This window comes from Bradyrhizobium sp. AUGA SZCCT0105 (assembly GCF_018129565.1).
Lineage (GTDB): Bacteria > Pseudomonadota > Alphaproteobacteria > Rhizobiales > Xanthobacteraceae > Bradyrhizobium.
Window position 1 is genome coordinate 1 of record NZ_JAFCMK010000009.1, and the last position, 21,097, is coordinate 21,097.

17 protein-coding genes and 1 pseudogene are annotated in these 21,097 nt (G+C 65.8%); 6 read left to right on the plus strand and 12 right to left on the minus strand.

Going from position 1 to position 21,097, the window contains the following annotated elements:
* Window positions 1–415: pseudogene (locus tag JQ573_RS40700) on the plus strand (hypothetical protein); the annotation flags it as partial.
* A 173-nt stretch (window positions 416–588) separates the two neighbouring features.
* On the opposite strand, the gene JQ573_RS40410 reads toward JQ573_RS40700, so the two are convergent.
* The 5 genes from JQ573_RS40410 to JQ573_RS32730 all read right to left on the minus strand — a co-directional run bounded on the left by JQ573_RS40410 (window position 589) and on the right by JQ573_RS32730 (window position 6,958).
* Window positions 589–879, minus strand: coding sequence for a hypothetical protein (locus JQ573_RS40410; RefSeq protein ID WP_249132609.1), 291 nt, complete (start codon window positions 877–879; stop codon window positions 589–591).
* A 105-nt stretch (window positions 880–984) separates the two neighbouring features.
* Window positions 985–1,371 carry a VOC family protein gene (locus JQ573_RS32715; RefSeq protein ID WP_212318803.1) on the minus strand — a complete coding sequence of 129 codons (387 nt, stop codon included), beginning with the start codon at window positions 1,369–1,371 and terminating at the stop codon, window positions 985–987.
* 238 nt (window positions 1,372–1,609) lie between these two features.
* On the minus strand, window positions 1,610–2,467 hold the full coding sequence (locus JQ573_RS32720; RefSeq protein ID WP_212318805.1) for an FkbM family methyltransferase: 858 nt from the start codon (window positions 2,465–2,467) through the stop codon (window positions 1,610–1,612).
* Window positions 2,468–2,497: 30 nt separating this feature from the next.
* Window positions 2,498–4,561, minus strand: coding sequence for an ABC transporter ATP-binding protein/permease (locus JQ573_RS32725; RefSeq protein WP_212318807.1), 2,064 nt, complete (start codon window positions 4,559–4,561; stop codon window positions 2,498–2,500).
* A gap of 252 nt (window positions 4,562–4,813) precedes the next feature.
* A complete protein-coding gene (locus JQ573_RS32730; protein WP_212318809.1) occupies window positions 4,814–6,958 on the minus strand; it encodes a hybrid sensor histidine kinase/response regulator in 2,145 nt (714 codons plus the stop codon).
* A 354-nt stretch (window positions 6,959–7,312) separates the two neighbouring features.
* Here JQ573_RS32730 and JQ573_RS32735 point away from each other — a divergent pair, with 354 nt between their 5' ends.
* The 3 genes from JQ573_RS32735 (at window position 7,313) to JQ573_RS32745 (ending at window position 12,341) form a co-directional block, all read left to right on the plus strand.
* Window positions 7,313–7,600: a FeoA family protein gene (locus JQ573_RS32735; RefSeq protein ID WP_212318811.1), complete on the plus strand. Its 288-nt coding sequence runs from the start codon at window positions 7,313–7,315 to the stop codon at window positions 7,598–7,600.
* Entirely contained in the window at window positions 7,597–9,471 is a 1,875-nt protein-coding gene (locus JQ573_RS32740) for a ferrous iron transporter B (RefSeq protein WP_212318813.1), read from the plus strand. The genes JQ573_RS32735 and JQ573_RS32740 overlap by 4 nt, the downstream gene beginning before the upstream one ends.
* A 113-nt stretch (window positions 9,472–9,584) precedes the next feature.
* Window positions 9,585–12,341 carry a bifunctional acetate--CoA ligase family protein/GNAT family N-acetyltransferase gene (locus tag JQ573_RS32745; RefSeq protein WP_212318815.1) on the plus strand — a complete coding sequence of 919 codons (2,757 nt, stop codon included), beginning with the start codon at window positions 9,585–9,587 and terminating at the stop codon, window positions 12,339–12,341.
* 22 nt (window positions 12,342–12,363) lie between these two features.
* Here the strand turns inward: JQ573_RS32745 and JQ573_RS32750 are convergent, their stop codons facing one another.
* The 5 genes from JQ573_RS32750 to JQ573_RS32770 form a co-directional block, all read right to left on the minus strand.
* Entirely contained in the window at window positions 12,364–13,149 is a 786-nt protein-coding gene (locus JQ573_RS32750; protein ID WP_050402509.1) for a succinate dehydrogenase iron-sulfur subunit, read from the minus strand.
* Window positions 13,150–13,167: 18 nt separating this feature from the next.
* Complete coding sequence (gene sdhA / locus JQ573_RS32755; RefSeq protein ID WP_212318817.1) at window positions 13,168–15,009, minus strand: succinate dehydrogenase flavoprotein subunit; 1,842 nt, start codon at window positions 15,007–15,009, stop codon at window positions 13,168–13,170.
* Between the two features lie 3 nt (window positions 15,010–15,012).
* On the minus strand, window positions 15,013–15,387 hold the full coding sequence (sdhD, locus tag JQ573_RS32760) for a succinate dehydrogenase, hydrophobic membrane anchor protein (protein ID WP_083992366.1): 375 nt from the start codon (window positions 15,385–15,387) through the stop codon (window positions 15,013–15,015).
* Between the two features lie 14 nt (window positions 15,388–15,401).
* Complete coding sequence (gene sdhC / locus JQ573_RS32765) at window positions 15,402–15,800, minus strand: succinate dehydrogenase, cytochrome b556 subunit (RefSeq protein ID WP_212318819.1); 399 nt, start codon at window positions 15,798–15,800, stop codon at window positions 15,402–15,404.
* Between the two features lie 228 nt (window positions 15,801–16,028).
* Window positions 16,029–16,931: a LysR family transcriptional regulator gene (locus JQ573_RS32770; RefSeq protein WP_249132610.1), complete on the minus strand. Its 903-nt coding sequence runs from the start codon at window positions 16,929–16,931 to the stop codon at window positions 16,029–16,031.
* A 148-nt stretch (window positions 16,932–17,079) separates the two neighbouring features.
* Here JQ573_RS32770 and JQ573_RS32775 point away from each other — a divergent pair, with 148 nt between their 5' ends.
* A complete protein-coding gene (locus JQ573_RS32775) occupies window positions 17,080–17,940 on the plus strand; it encodes a sulfite exporter TauE/SafE family protein (protein ID WP_212319033.1) in 861 nt (286 codons plus the stop codon).
* Here the strand turns inward: JQ573_RS32775 and JQ573_RS32780 are convergent.
* Both JQ573_RS32780 and JQ573_RS32785 read right to left on the minus strand, forming a co-directional pair.
* The gene (locus JQ573_RS32780) at window positions 17,918–18,442 is read right to left on the minus strand and encodes a DUF3658 domain-containing protein (RefSeq protein ID WP_212318823.1); all 525 of its coding nucleotides are present in this window, start codon (window positions 18,440–18,442) and stop codon (window positions 17,918–17,920) included. The genes JQ573_RS32775 and JQ573_RS32780 overlap by 23 nt on opposite strands.
* A gap of 26 nt (window positions 18,443–18,468) precedes the next feature.
* Window positions 18,469–19,998, minus strand: coding sequence for a malonyl-CoA synthase (locus JQ573_RS32785; RefSeq protein WP_212318825.1), 1,530 nt, complete (start codon window positions 19,996–19,998; stop codon window positions 18,469–18,471).
* An 87-nt stretch (window positions 19,999–20,085) separates the two neighbouring features.
* Here JQ573_RS32785 and JQ573_RS32790 point away from each other — a divergent pair, with 87 nt between their 5' ends.
* Window positions 20,086–20,847, plus strand: coding sequence for an SDR family oxidoreductase (locus JQ573_RS32790; RefSeq protein ID WP_212318827.1), 762 nt, complete (start codon window positions 20,086–20,088; stop codon window positions 20,845–20,847).
* Window positions 20,848–21,097 lie beyond the last annotated feature (250 nt).

Consider the following 21,097-nt stretch of genomic DNA (forward strand, 5'->3'; position numbering starts at 1 on the left):
GGAGCGGGGTGTGCCGGGGCGGCCGCGGGCGGCGGAGGCGGAGCGGGGCGCGCAGGCGCGGCTGCCGGCGGAGCCGGCGGCGTCGGGTGCGGCGGAGCAGCGGCTGGTGGCGGAGGTGGCGGTGTCGGACGCGCGGGCGCTGCGGCCGGCGGAGGAGCCGGATGCGGCGCGGCTGCCGGAGGCGGCGCTTGCGGATGCGGTGCGGCGGCGGGCGGTGCAGCTGCGGGCGGTGCCGGATGCGCGGGCGCGCCCGGCGCGGGCCGTGGCTTCGGCTTTCCGTCAGGTCCGAGCTCTTCCTTTGGCTGCGCCTGTGCGACGACCAGCGGCGAAGTTTGTGCGTGCGACGCTGAGGTGGCGAATTGCATCACCGTCAGCGCAGTCGTGGCAAGCAGCACGAGACGAAGCTTTGTCATAATCTTGGAGTCCCCGGCGGAAAGTCTGGGCAGGAAGGAAAGGAAGTCAGAGCCGAACAATTCGGCAGGACGATGAATTGCCAGCCGTTAGGCCGGATTGTGGCGAGCGCCGAATCATCGGCGAAGTTTATTTCGACATTATAACGGGTTGCGTGTGCGCTTGTTCACTGCGCGTTCAGAAGAAACGCTCGGACACACTCGCAATCGATCTGGAACCAGGGCGCGACGGCGAATCAGGGGACGGCGGGCGATCTGTCGCAGGCGGCGGGCCGGTTGGTCCGGGCGGTCCGCGCACCGGTGATTCGTCTGGCGTCTTGCCGGGCAGCTCGTCCGGTCGCGCCGGCTCGCCGGGTTCGCGCACCGGCGGCGGAACCTCCGGCTGCGGATTGCCGGGCGGAATTCCAGGCGGTGGTTCACTCGGCGTGCCCGGCGTCGCCGGGGGAATCTCGGGGGGCTCGATCGGCATTAGATCGAGACCCTGTTGCCGATGTCAGGTCGCATCGCGCGCATCGATCGCTCCATCGAATCTCGAAGCGACAACGAATCGCGCGCTGCGCCGTTCCTGTGCGCGTTATCCGGGCGTGTGGCAGACCGCCTCGATGTTGTGGCCGTCGGGATCGAGCACGAACCCGCCGTAATAGTTCGGGTGATAATGCGCGCGAATGCCGGGCGCGCCGTTGTCGCGGCCGCCGGCCGCCATCGCAGCCTTGTAGAAGGCGTCGACGGTGGCGCGGTCCTTGGCTATGATCGCGATATGCACCGGCTTGTTCATCGCGCCTTCGCCGCCGATCCAGAAGTCCGGCTTGCCGTTGGCGCCGAAGCCCGCCGCAGGCGCGTGGCCGGTCACTTCCGCGGGCACTTCCATGATCAGGCCGTAACCGAGCGGCGCCAGCGCCGTCTGGTAGAACGTCTTCGCGCGTTCGTAGTCGGAGACCGAAAAGCCGATAGGGTCGATCATTGCGAGCTTCCCTCGTTGTGCCGCATTGGCATCCGCGCTCTCGTTTTACCTCCCCTTGGAAAGGGGAAATGAAGATGTAGCCCGGATGCAGCGCAGTGCAATCCGGGGCTGCTCTAGCCGCGGATGGTCTGGTCCCGGATTTCGCTGCGCTGCATCCGGGCTACGGTCCGTCTTCTTTCAGGGAAAGGAGAACGCAAGTCCGTCGTCCGGTGCGGCCGACCTGGGCCGCGGTTACACCTCAACCGCGCACAAGCAGCGTGTTGCTCCGCGTCCGGCCCTGATCGACGTAACCACGCGTGTGCATGTCCGCAATGCAGTCGTCGGTCCATTCGTCCTTTGACAGATGCTCGATCACGACCGCGCGCGGCCACAGCTGCTCCGGCGCGTCGCGGAAGAAGCCGGTGAGCACGCGGTCCTCGAACCCCTCGACGTCGATCTTCAGTGCATCGACGCTGGTCGCGCCGGCCTCTTCGAGGATGCGTTGCAGCCGCAGCGACGGCACCTTGAACGCATTGCCCGTGGGCGTGCCGGTGACGATGTGGCTGGCGCCGAGATTGTCGCCGTCGGTCTCGATCATCAGCTCGCCTTCGGTCGGACCTGCGGCGGCTGCAACCAGCCGCACCTGCGGGTAGCCGGAGGCCTGTGTGTTGAATTTGAGCCGCGCATGCGTCATCGGATGCGGCTCGATCGCGATCACCTTGCCATTGGGCCCGACATCGCGCGCCAGCGCCAGCGCATAGGTGCCGACATTGGCGCCGAGATCGACGAAGGTGCCGCCGGCGCCGACATGCCGGCGCAGGAAGGCGAGCTCTTCCAGATTGTAATCGGGATTGAACAGTGCGCCGCGCTCGGTCGCGCTCGCCTGATGATAGAAGCGGAACGATGCGCCCTGATAGGTCACATCAAGCGGTCCCGAACCGAACAGATTGACCAGCCGCGACAGCCAGGGCCGGAACGCGCCGCGCTTCAATCCGCTGCCATGCGCAAGCCGGATGATGGCGGCCTGCGCCGCATTGGGCGCCAGGGCGCCGAACGGCGGCGGCGAAATGTCGTTGCTCGGGATCACGCATGGCCTCATCGAAAGCGCGGCATGCATAGCCGGTTTTGATCGGAGCGCCAACGCCCGTTATGCTGCCTTGTCCGACGCCTTGGTGGAGCTTCGCCGCTGCCGCAGGAAGCGTCCGAGTAGCCTTCGCTTGCCCTTGCGCGGGATCAGGTCGACGTCGCTGACCAGCTTCGCACCACCCTTGCGGCGCTCCAGCACGATCTTGCGGCTATGGAATGCTTCGAGCTCGACGCGATGGGCGACGCTGACGATGGTCGCCTTTGGCAATTCCGTCGTCACCATTTCCATCATCTTGTCCTGGCTCTTTTCGTCGAGCGCCGAGGTCGCCTCGTCGAGCACGACGATGTCGGGGCTGTGCAGCAGCAGGCGGGCAAAGGCGAGTCGTTGCTTCTCGCCGCCGGACAGCGTCTGGTCCCATGGCGCGTCGTCCTCGATCTTCTCCTTGAGATGGTCGAGGCCGACCTTGTGCAGGGCGTCGCCGATCTCATCGACGTTCCAGTCCTCCGCCGCGCCAGGATAGGCCACTGCGCGCCGCAGCGTGCCCGAGGGCACGTAGGGCTTCTGCGGCAGCATGAACAGGCGGCGGTCCGCATGCAGGCTGACGCTGCCGCCGCCCCAGGGCCACAAGCCAGCGATGGCGCGGACCAGCGTGCTCTTGCCGGTCCCGGATTCGCCGGCGACCAGCAGCCGTTCCCCGGCCTCGATCGCGACCTCGGTTTCGCCGACCACGGCCGTGCCGTCGTCGAGCGTGACGGAGAGGTCGTTGAGGCTCAGCATGGCCTCGCCGCCGGTCTCGCCGCGCTTGATGCGGCCGAAGCCGTCACCGGTCTCGGCGCGTTCAAGCCCGTCGAGCGACATCATCAGCGAGGCGATCCGGCGCGCGCAGGCGTTCCAGTCGGCGAGCCGCGGATAATTGTCGACCAGCCAGCCGAATGCGGTCTGCACGATGGTGAAGGCGGAGGCTGCCTGCATCACCTGGCCGAGCGTCATGCTGCCCTCGAGGAATTTTGGCGCGCACAGGAGCAAGGGCACCACCGGCGCAATGAGATTCGATCCCTGCGACACCAGCGTCGTGCGCATGTGCTGCCCGGCGAGCCGCGCCCATTGCCGCAACACGTTCGAGAACGTCTTGTCGATGCCATCGCGTTCCTCGGCCTCGCCGCCGAGCAGCGCGATGCTTTCGCCGTTCTCGCGCAAGCGGGTCAGCACATAGCGGAATTCGGCCTCAGCCTGGTTCTTCTCCTCCGAAATCTGCACGAAGCGGCGCCCGATCGCCATGATCGAGCCGGACGCGATCGCGGCATAGATGATCGCGGCGATGACCAGGAAGCCCGGGATGCTGACGGAGGAGCCGCCGACCGTCAGCGTCAAGGCGCCGCCGATCGTCCAGAGCACGACGATGAACGTGACGGCGGACAGCAGCGCCGATGTCACACCGGCGATGAAGTCGACCGGCGAGTCGGTTGCGATCCGCAGATCCTCTGCGATGCGGTATTCCGGATTCTTGTGATCACCGTCGACCAGATTGAGCTGGTAGTAGCGGCCGTTCGCCAGCCAGCGCGAGACGACGGCGTTGGTCAGCCAGGCGCGCCAGCGCCGCTGAATGCCCATGCGGCCGAACACCTGGGCGACGCCCAGCAGCACGCTGCCGATCGCGAGCGGAAAGAAGATGGCAGTCAGGTGAAAGACACTGACCGAATCCCGCTTTTCGATCGCATCGAAGATCGCGCGATTCCAGACATTGATGCCGTACTGCACGGCAACATTGGCGACGATCAGCAGCAGCAGGCCGATCGTGAACAGCCACGCCAGCCGGTCGCCGCTCTGGCCCCAGTAGCCGCGCGCGGTGATCCAGAATCGCGTCAGCAAATAGTCCTTGCGCGCTTGTTCGGCCTTTTCGGGCGACAGTTCGGGATCGGGTTCGATAATTTCCGGCGGCGGCGGTTCGACATGCTCGCCGTCTTCGGCAATGATCTCGACGAATTCGGATTTGTCGCCAGCCTCGCCCGGTGCGGCGTCGCTGTCTTCGGTATCGCTGCGCGTCGCACTGGCTTTCCGGGCCGAGTTGGCCTTCGCCGGCGAGGGCCTGTTCGACGATCTGGATTTTGCCTCGGCTTTGCCCATAGCGCGACAACGCGAGGGAAATCAGAAGGTTCCGATGTTGTTCCGACGCGGCGCGACAGAATATGACTCACCGGCGGAGCCAAATATTCGGTGTCGTCCCGGCGAGCGCAGCGCGACCCGGGACCCATGACCACGAATGGTCGTCATCAGGCGTCGCTGGAGCCACAGCCTACTCAACAGCCCGATCCTGTGGTTATGGGTCCCTGCTTTGCAGGGACGACATCGCGTTTGTGGCGCGCGCACGCCATCACCTCACGACGCCGGCGCCTGGTCCCGCTTCAGCCGGCGCGAGCGGGTGGCCTTGTGCAGCACGCGCGCCAGCTGCTCGGCCGAATACGGCTTCTGCAACAGCTCGAAGCCGCCGCTGCCCTGCTGCGACAGCACCTGGCTGTAGCCGGAGGCAAGCACGATCGGCAGATCGAGCCGCTGCCGGCGGATCTCCTCCGCAAGCTCGATGCCGCTCATGCCGGGCATTACGACATCGGTGAACACCAGGTCGAACCTGTCGGGGTCGACGGCCAGCTCTTCCAGCGCGTGGGTTGCGTTCTCGACCAGAACGCAGGTGCAGCCGAGCTGGGTCAGGGTGTCGGCGGCGAACTTTCCGACCTCGGCATTGTCCTCGACGATGAGGACCGACGCGCTGGTCTGATCGATCGAAGGCGCATCCTCCGTGAGCGGCGATTGTGCGTTGTGTCTGCCGACCACACGCGGGAGATACAGCGTGAACGTCGAGCCCTTGCCGACTTCACTGGTCACGGTGACCTCGCCGCCGGATTGCTTGGCGAAGCCGAACACCTGCGACAGGCCAAGGCCGGTGCCGTGACCGACCTCCTTGGTGGTGTAGAACGGCTCGAAGATGCGGCCGAACAGCTCCTGCGGAATTCCGACGCCGGTATCGGCCACCGACACCGCGATATGGCCGTGCGGGCTCGGCGGCGTGACCGCCTCGGACGGCAAATTCTTCACGGCGCGGACCGCGATCGTGAGCCGGCCGACGCCGTCCATCGCGTCGCGCGCATTCACCGCCATATTGATGATGGCGGTCTCGAACTGGCCGGCATCGGCGTTGACGAGGCAGGTCTCGTCCGGCACCTGCGCTGTGATCTCGATGCGCGAGCCGATCAGGGTGGTGATCATCTCGCTCAGGGTGCGGACATTCTGGCAGACGTCGAACACCTCGGGCTTGAGGGTTTGCCGGCGCGCGAACGCGAGCAGCTGGTTGGTCAGCTTGGCGGCACGGTTCACGGTGTTGGAGATCGCATCGATGTAGCGCTGCCGCCGCGCCTCCGGCAAGTCCGGCCGCCGCAACATGTCGACCGAAGCGCGGATCACGGTGAGCAGATTGTTGAAGTCATGCGCGACGCCGCCGGTGAGTTGCCCGAGTGCCTCCAATCGCTGGCCATGCCGCAACGCGTCCTCGGCCTCGATGCGCCGGTCGGCCTCCTCCTGCAGGCGCTCGGTTCGCCGGAAGGCGAGCGCGAGCAGGCCAAACAGCAGCGCGGTGGCCGGTATGCCGAAGATCAGGTGCTGCGCCATGGTCGAGATCCAGCGCGCCTGGATCGCCGAGGTTTCGAGCCCGGCGCTGACATAGATAGGGTATTCGGCCAGCCGCTGATAGCGCATGCGCCGTTCGATACCGTCGGCCGGGGAACGGATCGTCATGCCGCCGGTCTCGGGATTGGCGACGACCTGTCGCCCCAGCGGCCCGCTCGGGTCAAACCTGGCGTCGTGGTCGATGACAGGGAAATGCGCCAGTATCGAGCCATCGGTCCGGATCAGCGCCAGGAAGCTGCCGGGCTCGCGGCCGATCTTGGCGTAGAAATTCTCGAAATATTCCGGAAGCACGGAGGCCTGGATCACGCCGCCAAAGCTGCCGTCCTCGTTGTTGCGGCGGCGGCCGACGCTGAAGAACCGCGCACCCTGATAGGGTGGCCGCGGCGTCAGCACCTCGCCGATATAGGTGCCGATGTCGCGCTCGGCGTGGATGCGGAAGTAATCCCGATCCGAGAAATCGATGTCGGGGGCCGGTTGCACCAGGCTGTTGACCAGCGCATGGCCGTTGGCATCGAACACCCAGATCGATTTCACCTGGGGGAGCGTGTCGGCGACCCGGCGCAGCCGCTCGTGCAGGCTCTTCTCGCGCGCGGCGATGTCGGCGTCGCTCATGCCGCGGACGACCTCAGTGATCTCGCCCAGGCTGCGGTCGATGGTCTCGAACACCTTGAGCGCGTGCTCGTGGGCGACGTCGAGCGTGCGCTGGATTTCCTGGTCGGCGGCCTCTCTGGTCGAGATCCGGGACATCGCGGAAGCAAACACGAACAGCGCCAGCGGAAGGGCCAGCGAAGCGGCCATCATCCATTGCAGCAGTCTCAGCGAATTGCGGTGTGCGGTCGGCACGGGCGCTCCGGCTTCTTGCGGACCTTAACGCAAACCGTCGCGCCGGAGGAAGCGAAACCCCGACCCGGATGGCGATCCGCCGTCCGCAGGCAGCGAAAGGGTGTCCAGAGCGATCGGCCGGCAGCCGGTCCGCGCTCGGGCCCGCCGCGGAGGGGCAATGCCGCCCGCGTGGCCAACCCAATTGTGCCGGCCGGGCCGATGCCGCCCGGCGGGATCACGACCTCGTTAGCGAGGGCGCGGCGGTCAAGCGGAAAATCGGCCGGGATGACGATCGCGGGCACTGTTTTTAGGAGTTCTAAAACCACTCACGGGCAAATGCTTGACCCTGTGACTACCTGCTGAAACACAGGCCGCATGACAGGCGATCCAAACTCCTCCCAGGATAACTTACGGGACATCCGGCTCGGACATGCGGATCGCGGTTTTGTCGGAAAAATCATCAGGCTCGATGCGCTCGTGACGGGTTCATCGCTCTCTCCGCAGGAGCTCGAGCAGCGCCTGGTGGAGATGGGATTTGTCGAGGGCGCACGCGTGGAAATCCTGCATGAAGGCACGATCCGACGGGATCCGATCGCGGTGCGCGTCGACAACATCACGATCGCGCTGCGCCGGAGCGAAGCCATGGCCGTGATCGTCAAATGACAACTGCATCCCTGCGCCTGGCGCTGGTCGGCGCGCCGAACACCGGCAAGACGTCGCTGTTCAACCGGTTGACCGGCAGCAGCCAGAAGGTCGCCAATTATCCGGGCGTCACGGTCGAGCGCAAATCCGGCGGCTTCGTCACGCCGGAGGGCCGCAGCGTGACGGTGCTCGACCTGCCCGGCACCTATTCGCTGCGCGGCCGCAGCCCGGACGAGGAAATCACCCGCGACATCGTGCTCGGCCGCTTCGACGGCGAGCCGGTGCCCGATCTCGTGCTCTGCGTCGCGGACGCCACCAATCTGCGGCTGACCTTGCGGCTGGTGCTCGAGCTGAAGCGCGTCGGCCGGCCGATGATGCTGGTGCTCAACATGATCGATATCGCGAGGCGCCGCGGCGTCACGATCGATCTCGATCGCATGTCGCAGGAGCTCGGCCTGCCGATCGTGACCTCGGTCGCGGTCCGCAAGGGCGGTGTCGACGAGCTCTTGAAGCGGACCGACGAATTCCTGGCGAAGTCGCATGAGGCGGCGGCCAGCGAGTGGGCGGCGCCGACGATCGCCGACCTCAAGGCGGCGCAGCGCGAGGCGGACCGCATCATCGCGGCAGCCGTCACGCTGCCGACCAAGCCCGACACACTGACCAACCGGATCGATTCGGTCGTGCTGCATCCGGTCTGGGGTCTCGTGATCCTGGCCGTGATCCTGTTCGTGATGTTCCAGGCGGTGTTCACCTGGGCGCAGCCGGCGATGGAATTGCTGTCGGACGGCTTCTCCGCGCTTGGGCAGCTGATCCACGATTTGCTGCCGGAAAGCTGGAGCCTGTTGCAGAGTTTCCTGCAGAACGGCCTCATCTCGGGCGTCGGCAGCGTCATCGTGTTCCTGCCGCAGATCATCATCATCTTCCTGTTCATCCTGCTGCTGGAAGATTTCGGCTACATGGCGCGCGCCGCATTCCTGATGGACCGCATCATGGGCGGCGCCGGGCTGCACGGCCGCGCCTTCATTCCGTTGCTGTCGAGCTTTGCCTGCGCCATTCCCGGCATCATGGCGACGCGGGTGATCGACAACCGGCGTGACCGCCTGACCACGATCCTGATCGCGCCGCTGATGACCTGCTCGGCGCGGATTCCGGTCTATACGCTGATCATCTCGGCCTTCGTTCCGTCGACCTCGCTGTGGGGTTTCGTCAATCTGCAGGGGCTCGTGATGTTCGGCCTCTATGCCGCCGGCATCACCAGCGCGCTGACGGTCTCGGCGATCGCAAAGTTCTTTCTCTGGCGCGACCACGCGCCGGCGCCGTTCATGCTGGAATTGCCCGACTACAAGGTGCCGCGGCTGCGCAGCATCGCGATCGGCGTGCTCAATCGCGCGAAGATGTTCCTGTATCGCGCCGGCACCACGATCCTCTCGATGATGGTGCTGATCTGGTTCCTGGCCTCGTTCCCGACCGCGCCGGCCGGCGCCGAGGGGCCGGCGATCAACTACAGCTTCGCCGCGATGATCGGCCACGCGCTCGAGCCGCTGCTGCGACCGATCGGCTTCAACTGGCAGATCGCGGTGGCGCTGATCCCGGGCATGGCGGCGCGCGAGGTCGCGGTCGCGGCGCTCGGCACCGTCTATTCGATCGAGGGCGGCAAGGAGGCGGCGGAGCAGATCGGCCAGGTGCTGGCGCAGAAATGGACGCTGGCGACCGCGCTGTCGATGCTGGTCTGGTACATCTTCGCCCCGCAATGCGCCTCGACGCTCGCGGTGATCCGCCGCGAGACCGGCGGCGCGAAGTGGATGGTGGTGACGTTCCTGTACATGCTCGCGCTGGCCTATGTCGCGAGCTTCCTGACCTTCAATTTGGCGCAGGCGCTGGGGCTGCATTAGCCGGGCCGTCGCGTTCTGTCGCGGCGGCAATGGGTGCAACCGGGCGGGCGACGAAGTAGAGTTCGTTCGGGGGCGCCTCTCGCGCATCCACGGGTTCCCTGCGAGACCACGCAATGTCGACGTTCGGCCTGGAGCGGGTATTTTCGCCTCGAAGCATCGCCATCGTCGGCGGCAGCCCGCGGCCGTCGTCGCTCGGCGCGGCGGTGCTGCGAAACCTCAAGGCGAGCGGCTTCGCCGGCAGGCTGGGCGTCGTCAACCGGCACTACGCGGACGTCGATGGCGAGCCCACCGTTGCCGACCTGAAATCGCTTCCGTTCGTTCCGGATCTCGTCGTCATCAGCGCACCGGCAGCAGCGATTCCGGAGATCGTGGCGGAGGCGGGGCTCGCCGGCGTTGCCGGCGCCGCGATCCTGTCGGCCGGCCTTGGCCACGGCGCAGGCTCGCTCGCGGAGATCGTGGAGCAGACGGCGCGGCGGCACGGCATGCGCCTGGTCGGGCCGAACTGCCTCGGCGTCATGGTGCCGCGCGCGAAGCTCAATGCGAGCTTCGCCTCGCATCAACCGTCCGAGGGCCATGTCGCGCTGATCTCGCAGTCCGGCGCGGTCGCGTCGGCGATGATCGAGTGGGCGGCGGAGCGGCGGCTCGGCTTCTCCGGCATCGCGTCGATCGGCGACCAGCTCGATGTCGACGTCGCCGACCTCTTGGATTATTTCGCGCTCGACGATCATACCAGCGCGATCCTGATCTACCTCGAAGCGGTCAAGGACGCGCGTAAGTTCATGTCGGCGGCGCGCGCCGCGGCCCGCATGAAGCCGGTCGTCGTCGTCAAGTCGGGGCGGATGGCGGAGGGGGCAAAGGCCGCCGCGACCCACACCGGCGCGCTGGCCGGCTCCGATGCGGTCTATGACGCCGCGTTCCGCCGCGCCGGCATGCTGCGCGTCTACGATCTTCGCCAACTGTTCGATTGCGCCGAGCTGCTCGGCCGCGGCTTCGTCCCGCGCGGCAACCGGCTTGCGATCCTGACCAATGGCGGCGGGCTCGGCATCCTCGCCACCGATCGGCTGGCCGAACTCGGCGGCGTTCCCGCGACGCTGCTGCCGCAGACCATTGCGCGGCTCGACGAGTTGCTGCCGCAGGGCTGGTCGTCAGCCAATCCCGTCGACATCGCAGGCGATGCCGATGCCGCCCGTTACGTGGTGGCGCTCAACGCGCTGCTCGATGACGCCAATAACGACGCAGTGCTGGTCGCGAATGTCGAAACCGCGGTGGCGCCGGCCAAGGGCATTGCCGAAGCGGTGGCGCAGTGCGTGCGTGACCGCAGGACGAAGCGGAGTGCGGTCGCGGCATTGGTGCTTGCGGCGTGGGTCGGCGCCGACGAGCGCACCGGCGCGATCTTCGAGGCGGCGCGCATCCCGCATTTCCCGACCGAGGACGATGCGGTGCGCGCCTTCATGTATCTGGTGCGCTATCGCGAGGCCTCCACGGCGCTCGCGGCGACCCCGCCGGGCGTCGCATCGGTGTTCACGCCGGAGACGGCCGCGGCGCGGCATGTGGTCGTGAAGGCGTTGTCGGAAGGGCGCGCCTGGCTCGATCCCGCCGAGATCGTCGCGCTGTTCGAGGCCTATCGCATTCCGATCGTGACGACGGTCGTCGCTGACAGTGCCGAGGACGCCGCCGAGAAGGCGCTGCCGTTCCTCGCCGAGGGGCGCGCGATCGTGGTCCGGGTGCTCTCGCGCGACATCAGGCACGCATCCGATGTCGGCGGCGTGATCCTCGACCTGCGCACCAAGGACAGCGTCGTCGAAGCGGCAAGGACGGTGCTCGAACGCGCCCGAAGCGCGCGGCCGGATGCGACGCTGCAAGGCGTCACGATCCAGCCGATGATCGTGCGGCGTGCGGCGCGCGAACTGATCCTCGGTATCGCCGACGATCCGACCTTCGGCCCGGTGATGGTATTCGGCCGCGGCGGCCCTGCGGTCGAGGTGATCAACGACAAGGCGGTGGCGCTGCCGCCGCTCGACATGAATCTCGCCCATGAGTTGGTCGGGCGGACGCGTGTCTCGCGGCTGCTCGGCGGCTATGGCGATGTGCCCGCCGTCCCGGCCGAACTGGTGCCGCTCACCCTGGTCAAGCTGGCGCAGATGGCGGCCGACATTCCTGAGGTCGCCGAGCTCGATATCAATCCGATGCTGGCGGACGAGACCGGCGTGCTCGCGCTCGATGCGCGGGTGGCGATCCGCAAGCCGGCGCAGCTGTTCGCCGGTCAAACCAGACTGGCGGTCAGGCCCTATCCGTCGCAATGGGAGGGCGAGCTGGCGTTACGCGACGACTCGCGCGTCACGGTGCGCCCGATGCGACCGGAGGACGAGCCGATGGTCGCCGAGTTCTTCAAGCGCGTCACCGCCGAAGACCTCAGGCTGCGCTTCTTCCACGCGATGAAGGAATTCTCGCACGCCTTCATCGCGCGCCTCACCCAGCTCGACTATGCGCGCGCGATGGCCTTTGTGGCGCTCGATCCGGGCACCGGCGAGATGATGGGAGCGGTCCGGCTGCACTCGGACTCGCTGTACCAGAACGCCGAATACGCGATCCTGCTGCAGTCCGATCTCAAGGGCAAAGGGCTCGGCTGGGCGCTGATGCAGCTCCTGATCCACTATGCGCGGTCGGAGGGATTGAAGCGGCTGTCCGGCCAGGTGCTGACCGAGAACACCACGATGATCGGGATGTGCCGCGATCTCGGCTTCACCGTCACGATGGATCCGGAGGATCACAGCATCGTCGATGTCGTGCTCGACCTCGATCGATCGGCGGTCGATGCGGTCGGTGCCGATATCCTGATCCGCCCCGCGGCGGCTGGCCGCCTATCATAGCGCCAGCCGCGGCTGCGTCGGATCAGATCTGGCGTTCGACCATCTTGAACTTGAGCTCGGCGATCGCTTCCGAGGGGTTGAGGCCCTTCGGACACGCCTTGGCGCAGTTCATGATGGTGTGGCAGCGATAGAGGCGGAACGGATCCTCGAGATTGTCGAGCCGCTCGCCGGTCGCTTCATCGCGGGAATCGGTGACCCAGCGCGTCGCCTGCAGCAGCGCGGCGGGACCGAGGAAGCGCTCGCTGTTCCACCAGTAGCTCGGGCACGAGGTCGAGCAGCAGGCGCACAGGATGCACTCGTAGAGACCGTCGAGCTTCTCGCGGTCCTCGTGGCTCTGCCTCCACTCCTTCTGCGGCGTCGGCGTCGTGGTCTTCAGCCACGGCTCGATCGAGGCATACTGGGCGTAGAAATTGGTCAGGTCGGGGACGAGATCCTTCACCACAGGCTGGTGCGGCAGCGGATTGACCTTCACCGCGCCGCCGGCGCCCACGTCGTGCATCGACTTGGTGCAGGCCAGCGTGTTCTGGCCGTCGATGTTCATCGCGCAGGAGCCGCAGACGCCTTCGCGGCAGGAGCGGCGGAAGGTCAGCGTCGGATCGATGTGGTTCTTGATCCAGATCAGGCCGTCCAGCACCATCGGACCGCAATCATGGGTGTCGACATAATAGGTGTCGACGCTCGGATTCTTGCCGTCGTCCGGGTTCCAGCGATACACCCGGAACTCGCGCGTCTCGGTGGCCCCGGCCGGCTTTGGCCAGGTCTTGCCGCCGGAAATCTTCGAATTCTTCGGAAGTGCGAATTCAACCATGCTTGCTCGCCTTCGTTCTCAGTAGACCCGCGCCTTCGGCGGGATGTACTGCACATCATTGGTCATCGTGTAGTCGTGGACGGGACGATAATCGATCGCGGTCTTGCCGGCCGGATCGATCCAGGTCAGCGTGTGCTTCATCCAGTTCTTGTCGTCGCGCGCCGAGAAGTCTTCGCGCGCATGCGCGCCGCGGCTCTCGGTGCGGTTCGCCGCCGAATCCATCGTCACGATCGCCTGCACGATCAGATTGTCGAATTCCAGCGTCTCGATCAGGTCGGAATTCCACACCAGCGAGCGGTCCGACACAGAGATGTCGCCGACGCCGCCATAGACCTTGTGGATCAGGTTCTGGCCTTCCTGCAGCACGTCGCCGGTGCGGAACACCGCGCAATTGTTCTGCATCACATGTTGCATGCTGTCGCGCAGCTTCGCGGTCGGCGTGCCGCCGGAGGCGTAGCGGAAGTGATCGAGCCGGCCGAGTGCGCGGTCGGCCGAATCCTTCGGCAGCTCCGGCTGCTTGGCGTTTGCCGTCAGCTTGTCGGCAAGGCGCAGCGCGGCGGCGCGGCCGAACACCACGAGGTCGATCAGCGAGTTGGAGCCGAGGCGGTTGGCGCCATGCACCGAGACGCAGGCGGCTTCGCCGATCGCCATCAGGCCCGGCACCACCGAATTGTCGTCGCCGTTGCGCTTGGTCAGCACCTCGGCGTGATAGTTGGTGGCGATGCCGCCCATGTTGTAGTGCACGGTCGGCACGATCGGGATCGGCTCGCGGGTGACGTCGACATTGGCGAAGATCTTCGCCGATTCGGAGATGCCCGGCAGCCGCTCATGCAGCACCTTCGGATCGAGGTGATCGAGATGCAGGAAGATGTGATCCTTCTTCTTGCCGACGCCGCGGCCTTCGCGGATCTCGATCGTCATCGCGCGCGAGACGACGTCACGCGAGGCGAGGTCCTTGGCCGACGGCGCGTAGCGCTCCATGAAGCGCTCGCCCTCGGAATTGACGAGATAGCCGCCTTCGCCGCGGGCGCCTTCGGTGACGAGACAGCCCGAGCCGTAGATGCCGGTCGGATGGAACTGGACGAACTCCATGTCCTGCAGCGGCAGGCCCGCGCGCAGCACCATGCCGCCGCCGTCGCCGGTGCAGGTGTGTGCCGAGGTGCAGGACGCATAGGCGCGGCCATACCCGCCGGTCGCCAGGATCGTGGTCTGGGCGCGGAAGCGATGCAGCGTGCCGTCGTCGAGCTTCAGCGCGATCACGCCGCGGCAGACGCCCTGGTCGTCCATGATCAGGTCGATGGCGAAGAATTCGATGAAGAACTCGGCCGCGTGGCGCAGCGACTGGCCGTACATCGTATGAAGCATGGCGTGACCGGTGCGGTCGGCCGCGGCGCAGGTGCGCTGCGCCTGGCCCTTGCCGTAGTCCAGGGTCATGCCGCCGAACGGACGCTGATAGATCTTGCCGTCCTCGGTGCGCGAGAACGGCACGCCCCAATGCTCGAGCTCGTAGACCGCGTCGGGCGCGTTGCGCACCATGTATTCGATCGCGTCCTGGTCGCCGAGCCAGTCCGACCCCTTCACGGTGTCGTACATGTGCCAGCGCCAGTCGTCGGGATGCATGTTGCCGAGCGAGGCCGAGATGCCGCCTTGCGCCGCAACGGTGTGCGAGCGGGTCGGGAACACCTTGGTGATGCAGGCGGTGCGCAGGCCCGCTTCCGAGCAGCCGACCACGGCGCGCAGGCCCGCGCCGCCGGCCCCGACCACGACGACGTCGTAGGTGTGGTCCTGGATCGGATAGGCCTTGCCATTGGTAGCCGGGCCACTGCCGTTGGTGGCCTTGCCGTTTCCTTCACCGGCCATGGGTTATACTCCCGACGACAATTTGAGGATTGCGTAGATCGAGGCCAATGCGACCGCGACGCAGAAGAAGTTGTTCGCCATCACGCTGGCGATCTTCAGCTTCTCGTTATGGATGTAGTCCTCGATCACGACCTGCATGCCGATCTTCATGTGCCAGGTGCTGGCGACGATGAAGAGCAGCAGGATGATGGCGATCGGGATCGAGCCGAGGATCTGTGCCGCGCCGGCATGGTTGCGGCCGATCAGCATGATCACCACGACGATCACGGGAACGATCAGGAGCGTCATCGCGACCGCGGTGAGGCGCTGGCGCCAGAAATCGCCGGTGCCGGTATGGGCAGAGCCGAGGCCGCGGACGCGCTCCAGCGGCGTGCGCATCGAAGAGGGGCCGCTCATCGTCCACCTCCAACCGCATAGGCAATGATCCAGACCAGCACGGTCAGCACGATGCCGGCGACCACGGCGCCCCAGGTCAGCGCTTCGCGCTCATTGGCCTTGAAGCCGTAGCCGAGATCCCAGACGAAATGCCGGATGCCGCTGCACAGATGGTGCATCAGCGCCCAAGTGTAGCCGAACACGATCAGCTTGCCGATCGCGCTGCCGGTGAAGGCCTGCACGTTGGCGTAGGCGGTCGGGCCGGAGGCGGCCGCGATCAGCCACCAGGCGAGCAGCAGGGTGCCGAAATAGAGTGCCAAACCTGTGGCGCGGTGAACGATGGACAGCGCCATCGTCAGCGTCCACCGGTAGGTCTGAATATGGGGTGAAAGCGGTCGTTCGATCCTGGCGGTCATCGGCGGGCTTCATGGTGTGAGGGACCGCGGCCGGCCCATCGGGGAACGCGGTAGAGGAGTTCTATTTACGGAGTCGGATCAGCCCGTGCAACGGCCAAATAGCCTTCGGTCGAACCGAAGTTCATTGTTAGAGTTGCCGAATTCTGGTTGATCCGCAGTGTGGTATACCAGATGCAAGGTCGAGTGAACCAAAGAATGAATCAGAAACCCGAAGATCGGTTGGCGCGTTTAGCGGCGCGCGGACGGAGTCCGGAAGGCGTCGATTCCACCCCATTGTTCCACCAGATAATCGACGAATGCCCTGATCTTAGGCGATGCGAGGCGTGACGGCTGAAGCATCACATGCAGCGGCGTCGGGGCCGGCTCATGATCCAACAGCAGGCGTCGCAGGCCGCCGCTCGAAAGATCGGACTGCACCTGCCACGACGGCACCCGGACGATGCCCGCGCCCTCCCGCGCTGCGTTGACCAGTGCCTCGAGGCTATTCATCCAGAGCCGACCGGATATGCGGAATTTGCGACCCGTCTTCGTGCCGTCGGCAAAGCGCCACTCGGCGCTGCCAGGCGAATCGGAAAACACCAGGCAGTCGTGCGACGAAAGCTCATCCGGTGTCCGCGGCTCGCCGCGCCGCGCCAGATAGTCAGGTGATGCGCACACGACCATCTGCAGATCGGTGAGCTTGCGTGCAACGAGCTGCGAATCGCGCAGGCGCCCGATGCGAATGGCCAGATGGATATCCTCCTCGACCATATCGACGGCGCGGTCGATCAACAGCAGGTCGACGGCAACAGCCGGATAGCGGCGCAGAAATTCCACCAGCAACGGCGCAATCACGAGCCGCCCGATCAGGCCCGGAGAGCTGACACGGATCCGGCCCGATGGTTGATGCGGATCGCGTGCCAGCGCCGCCTCGATTTCCCTGACCTCGCCGAGAACGGATTTCGCGCGCTCGTAGAGGATGCGTCCGTCGTCGGTCAGTGCGAGCCGGCGGGTGGTGCGCAGCAGCAGGCGGGTGCCGTAATGCTCCTCGAGCGCGCTGATCTGGCGGCTGACGGAGGTCAGCGAGCTCGGCAGCGACCGCGCCGCCGCCGACAGGCTGCCGGTTTCGACCGCGCGGACAAAGGCCGCCATCGCAGCAAGCTGGTCCAAGCTCGATCCTTCCGCATTTCGCAAGAGAGCCTGCTCAACAGCATAGATACTCCCGAATCCCAAAAGGGGCTATTGATCTCCGTGAAGGCGGCGGCGGGTGGTGCGGCCGTACGTCGACACTGCGAAGGATATGATGGCCGGCCTCGATCCCAGGGAATTGCTTGAGCTTGCGCTGCTGCTGATCGCGGTCGGCGCGTTGTCCGGCTTTCTCGCCGGCCTGTTCGGCATCGGCGGCGGCGCGATCCTGGTGCCGGTGTTCTATGAATGCTTTCGCCTCGCCGGCGTGCCGCTCGAGGTGCGGATGCCGCTCTGCATCGGCACCTCGCTCGCGATCATCATCCCGACCTCGCTGAGCTCGTTTCGCGCCCATTATCGCCGCGGCGCGGTCGACATGGAGATCCTCAAACGCTGGTGGCTGCCGATCGTGATCGGCGTCGCCGCCGGCAGCGTCACCGCGCGCTTTGCGCCGGAGCGGCTGTTCAAGATCGTGTTCGTCGTGGTGGCCTGGTCGGCGGCGGCGCGGCTGCTGCTGGCGCGCGAGACCTGGAAGTTCGGCGACGATGTGCCGAAGGGATTTCTGATGCGCGTCTATGGCTTCTTCGTCGGCCTGCTGTCGACGCTGATGGGCATCGGCGGCGGCCTGTTCGCCAACCTCTTTATGACCTTCTATGGCCGGCCGATCCATCAGGCGGTCGCGACTTCCTCGGCGCTCGCGGTGCTGATCTCGATCCCCGGCGCACTCGGCTATGTCTATGCCGGCTGGCCCGCAGCTGCGCGCTTTCCTGAGGTCACGGCGCTGCAACTGCCGTTCGCACTCGGCTACGTCTCGCTGATCGGCGCGCTGCTGGTGATGCCGACCACGCTCGTCACCGCGCCGCTCGGGGTCAAGGTGGCCCACGCGCTGTCGAAGCGTGCGCTGGAGGTGGCGTTCGGGGCCTATCTTTTCATTGTCGGCGGACGGTTCGTGATCAGCCTCGTTGGAGGGCGCTGATCGGCTCATCCTTCAGCCGTACTTCGCTGTGACCCCACCGTCGGAGGTCTCCGACGCCCTCGATCCGACCGGCGTGGGACAGGAAGCGCAAGCGTGCTCCGATCATTTCAGAAGCTATCGGCAATTTCAGTTTCTCGCAGTCTTTCAACGCGACCCCTATAATCATCGCGACCTTCTGCCATCGTGATGTCAGGGCCGACATGATGATGTCGTCCAGCGTAGCTTCCGTAGCTTCGCGGGGAAGACGCACGTCGCTCCACTTCAGTTCGGAGCTCGGAGCAGGGAGTTCTTCGTGCAACTCCAGCTTCATCAGGTCGCGAAACTGTTCGTAGAGCGGCAGCATCACCTGCCATTCCAGCTCGAGTAGGAGGTCATAAAGCGGGCCATCCAATTCAAGCCGCTCCTGCTTTCCGAGCTCCGCAATCGCGATTCGAGCCTTCTTCATCGCCTCGTGCGCGATGACGAGTTGATCGTTAATCTGGATAGCCTGCTCCCGCTCCATCTACCCCTCACGACGTTCTTCCGGCTTCATCCCTTTGCGTAGATATCCTTGTACGCATCCCGCAAAATATTCTTCTGCACCTTGCCCATCGCATTGCGCGGCAATTCGTCGACGACGAAGACGCGCTTGGGCATCTTGAATTTGGCGAGCCGCCCGTCGAGCGCCTTCAGCACCGAGGCCTCGCTGATATCGGCGCCCTTGCTGCAAACCAGAACGGCGGTGACGCCTTCGCCGAAATCGGCATGCGGCACGCCGATCACGGCGGATTCGATCACGCCGGGCATGGCGTCGATCTCGCTCTCGATTTCCTTCGGGTAGACGTTGAAGCCGCCGGAGATCACGAGATCCTTGCCGCGGCCGAGGATGTGGACGTAACCCTTGCCGTCGATCTTGCCGAGGTCGCCGGTGATGAAGAAGCCGTCGTCGCGGAATTCGGCCTTGGTCTTCTCCGGCATGCGCCAGTAACCCCTAAACACGTTCGGGCCCTTGACCTCGATCATGCCGATGGTCTCGCGCGCGAGCTCTTTGCCGGTCTCGGGATCGGTGATCCGCACCGAGACGCCGGGCAGCGCGAAGCCGACCGCGCCGGGCACGCGATCGCCCTCATAGGGGTTGGAAGTGTTCATGTTGGTCTCGGTCATGCCGTAGCGCTCGAGCACGGCGTGGCCGGTGCGAGCCGACCATTCGCGATGGGTGTCGGCGAGCAGCGGCGCGGAGCCCGAGATGAACAGCCGCATGTGCTTGGTTGCGTCCTTGTTGAGGCCGGGGTTCTGCAACAGGCGGGTGTAGAAGGTCGGCACGCCCATCATCACCGTGGCGCGGGCCATCAGCTTCAGGATCGCGTCCGGATCGAACTTCGGCAGGAAGATCATCGAGGCGCGCGAGAACAGCGTCACGTTGCTCGCCACGAACAGGCCGTGGGTGTGATAGATCGGCAGCGCGTGGATCAGCACGTCCTTGTCGGTGAAGCGCCAGTAGTCGACCAGCGAATACGAGTTCGACGCCAGATTGTCGTGCGACAGCATCGCGCCCTTGGAGCGGCCGGTGGTGCCCGACGTGTAGAGGATCGCGGCGAGGTCGTCATTGCCGCGCGGCACGGTGGCAAATTCCTTCGGCGCCTTGTCGGCTGCCTCGGTCAGCGAGCCCTTGCCGGTCGGGTCGAGCGTCTCGACCTTGGCGCCCACCTTGGCGGCGATCGCCTTGATGCCGTCCAGCTTGGAGGGATCGCAGACCACCAGCGATGGCTCGGCGTCGGTGATGAAGTACTCGAGCTCGTTCAGCGTATAGGCGGTGTTGAGCGGCAGATAGACGCCGCCGGCGCGCACGGTGGCGAGATAGAGCACCAGGGCCGAGACCGACTTCTCGGTCTGCGCCGCGACGCGGTCGCCCGGCTTGACGCCGCGCTCCACCAGCACGTTGGCCATCTGGCCCGCGCGCGCGATCAAATCGCCGTAGGAGATGCGGCTGCCGTCGAGCTGCTCGATGGCCAGCCGGTTGGGGTCGTCGAGGCCGTCGAACAGGCGGGAAAACAGGTTGGCGTTGGTGGTCGTGTTCATGCAACATCCCCTGAGGGGCGAAAGCGCCGGTAAAGGTCCGGTTGGATTAGCAAAAACGCCCTTCGGAAAGCAACGGAGACAGTTTGCATGACAAATAATGGGAAACGCGTGGCCTGGGTCACCGGCGGCGGCACCGGAATCGGCGAATCCGGGGCGGAATTCCTGGCTGCGGACGGCTGGACGGTGGTGGTCTCCGGCCGCCGCAGGGAAGAGCTCGACCGCGTGGTGGCCAACATCACGAAGAAGGGCGGCAAGGCCGAGGCGATCCCGCTCGACGTCAGCAACAAGGCCGACGTCAACAAGGCCGCCGAGACGATCGTCCGCAAACACGGCCGCATCGACCTCCTGGTCAACAGCGCCGGCATCAACGTGCCGAAGCGCAGCTGGGCCGACATGGAGCTGGAAGGCTGGGACAAGCTGGTCGAGGTCAACCTCAACGGCGTGCTCTACTGCATGCGCGCGGTGCTGCCGACGATGCGCAAGCAGCAGGACGGCTGCATCATCAACGTCGCCTCCTGGGCGGGCCGCCACGTCTCGAAGATGCCGGGCCCGGCCTACACCACGACCAAGCACGCGGTGCTGGCGCTGACCCATTCCTTCAACATGGACGAATGCGTCAACGGCCTGCGGGCCTGCTGCCTGTCGCCGGGCGAGGTGGCAACGCCGATCCTGAAGCAACGGCCGGTGGTGCCGAGCGAAGCCGAGCAGGCCAGGATGCTGCAGCCGGAGGATTGCGGCCGCACCATCGCCTTCGTCGCCGGCATGCCGGCGCGGGTCTGCATGAACGAGATCCTGATCAGCCCGACGCATAATCGCGGATTTATTCAGACCCCGGCGAACAGGGATTAGGTCGGGCTACCATCTGTCTTCTCCTTCCCCCTGAAAGGGGGAAGGTCGGGATGGGGGTCAGCCGCAGGCAATGCCGTCTACAGAGAGAGCGGATCCCACCCGCTTTTGCTCTGGCGAGCAAAGCGACCTCCCCTTTTCAAGGGGAGGTTGAAGTGCGTAGCCCGGATGCAGCGCAGCGTAATCCGGGGCAGGCCCATCCGTGGTTACAGCGGCCTCGGATTTCGCTGCGCTTCATCCGGGCTACGGTCTA

Coding starts and splice junctions, on each gene's coding strand:
- sdhD (WP_083992366.1), bottom strand. CDS start 15,387: ATGCGCACGCCGCTGGAGCGCGTCCGCGGCCTCGGCTCTGCCCATACC.
- JQ573_RS32780 (WP_212318823.1), bottom strand. CDS start 18,442: ATGGAGCGGGAGCAGGCTATCCAGATTAACGATCAACTCGTCATCGCG.
- JQ573_RS32740 (WP_212318813.1), top strand. CDS start 7,597: ATGACAACTGCATCCCTGCGCCTGGCGCTGGTCGGCGCGCCGAACACC.
- sdhA (WP_212318817.1), bottom strand. CDS start 15,009: ATGGCCGGTGAAGGAAACGGCAAGGCCACCAACGGCAGTGGCCCGGCT.
- JQ573_RS32735 (WP_212318811.1), top strand. CDS start 7,313: ATGACAGGCGATCCAAACTCCTCCCAGGATAACTTACGGGACATCCGG.
- JQ573_RS32745 (WP_212318815.1), top strand. CDS start 9,585: ATGTCGACGTTCGGCCTGGAGCGGGTATTTTCGCCTCGAAGCATCGCC.
- JQ573_RS32750 (WP_050402509.1), bottom strand. CDS start 13,149: ATGGTTGAATTCGCACTTCCGAAGAATTCGAAGATTTCCGGCGGCAAG.
- sdhC (WP_212318819.1), bottom strand. CDS start 15,800: ATGACCGCCAGGATCGAACGACCGCTTTCACCCCATATTCAGACCTAC.
- JQ573_RS32720 (WP_212318805.1), bottom strand. CDS start 2,467: ATGCATGCCGCGCTTTCGATGAGGCCATGCGTGATCCCGAGCAACGAC.
- JQ573_RS32775 (WP_212319033.1), top strand. CDS start 17,080: ATGATGGCCGGCCTCGATCCCAGGGAATTGCTTGAGCTTGCGCTGCTG.
- JQ573_RS32790 (WP_212318827.1), top strand. CDS start 20,086: ATGACAAATAATGGGAAACGCGTGGCCTGGGTCACCGGCGGCGGCACC.
- JQ573_RS32770 (WP_249132610.1), bottom strand. CDS start 16,931: ATGGCGGCCTTTGTCCGCGCGGTCGAAACCGGCAGCCTGTCGGCGGCG.
- JQ573_RS32715 (WP_212318803.1), bottom strand. CDS start 1,371: ATGATCGACCCTATCGGCTTTTCGGTCTCCGACTACGAACGCGCGAAG.
- JQ573_RS32785 (WP_212318825.1), bottom strand. CDS start 19,998: ATGAACACGACCACCAACGCCAACCTGTTTTCCCGCCTGTTCGACGGC.
- JQ573_RS40410 (WP_249132609.1), bottom strand. CDS start 879: ATGCCGATCGAGCCCCCCGAGATTCCCCCGGCGACGCCGGGCACGCCG.
- JQ573_RS32725 (WP_212318807.1), bottom strand. CDS start 4,561: ATGGGCAAAGCCGAGGCAAAATCCAGATCGTCGAACAGGCCCTCGCCG.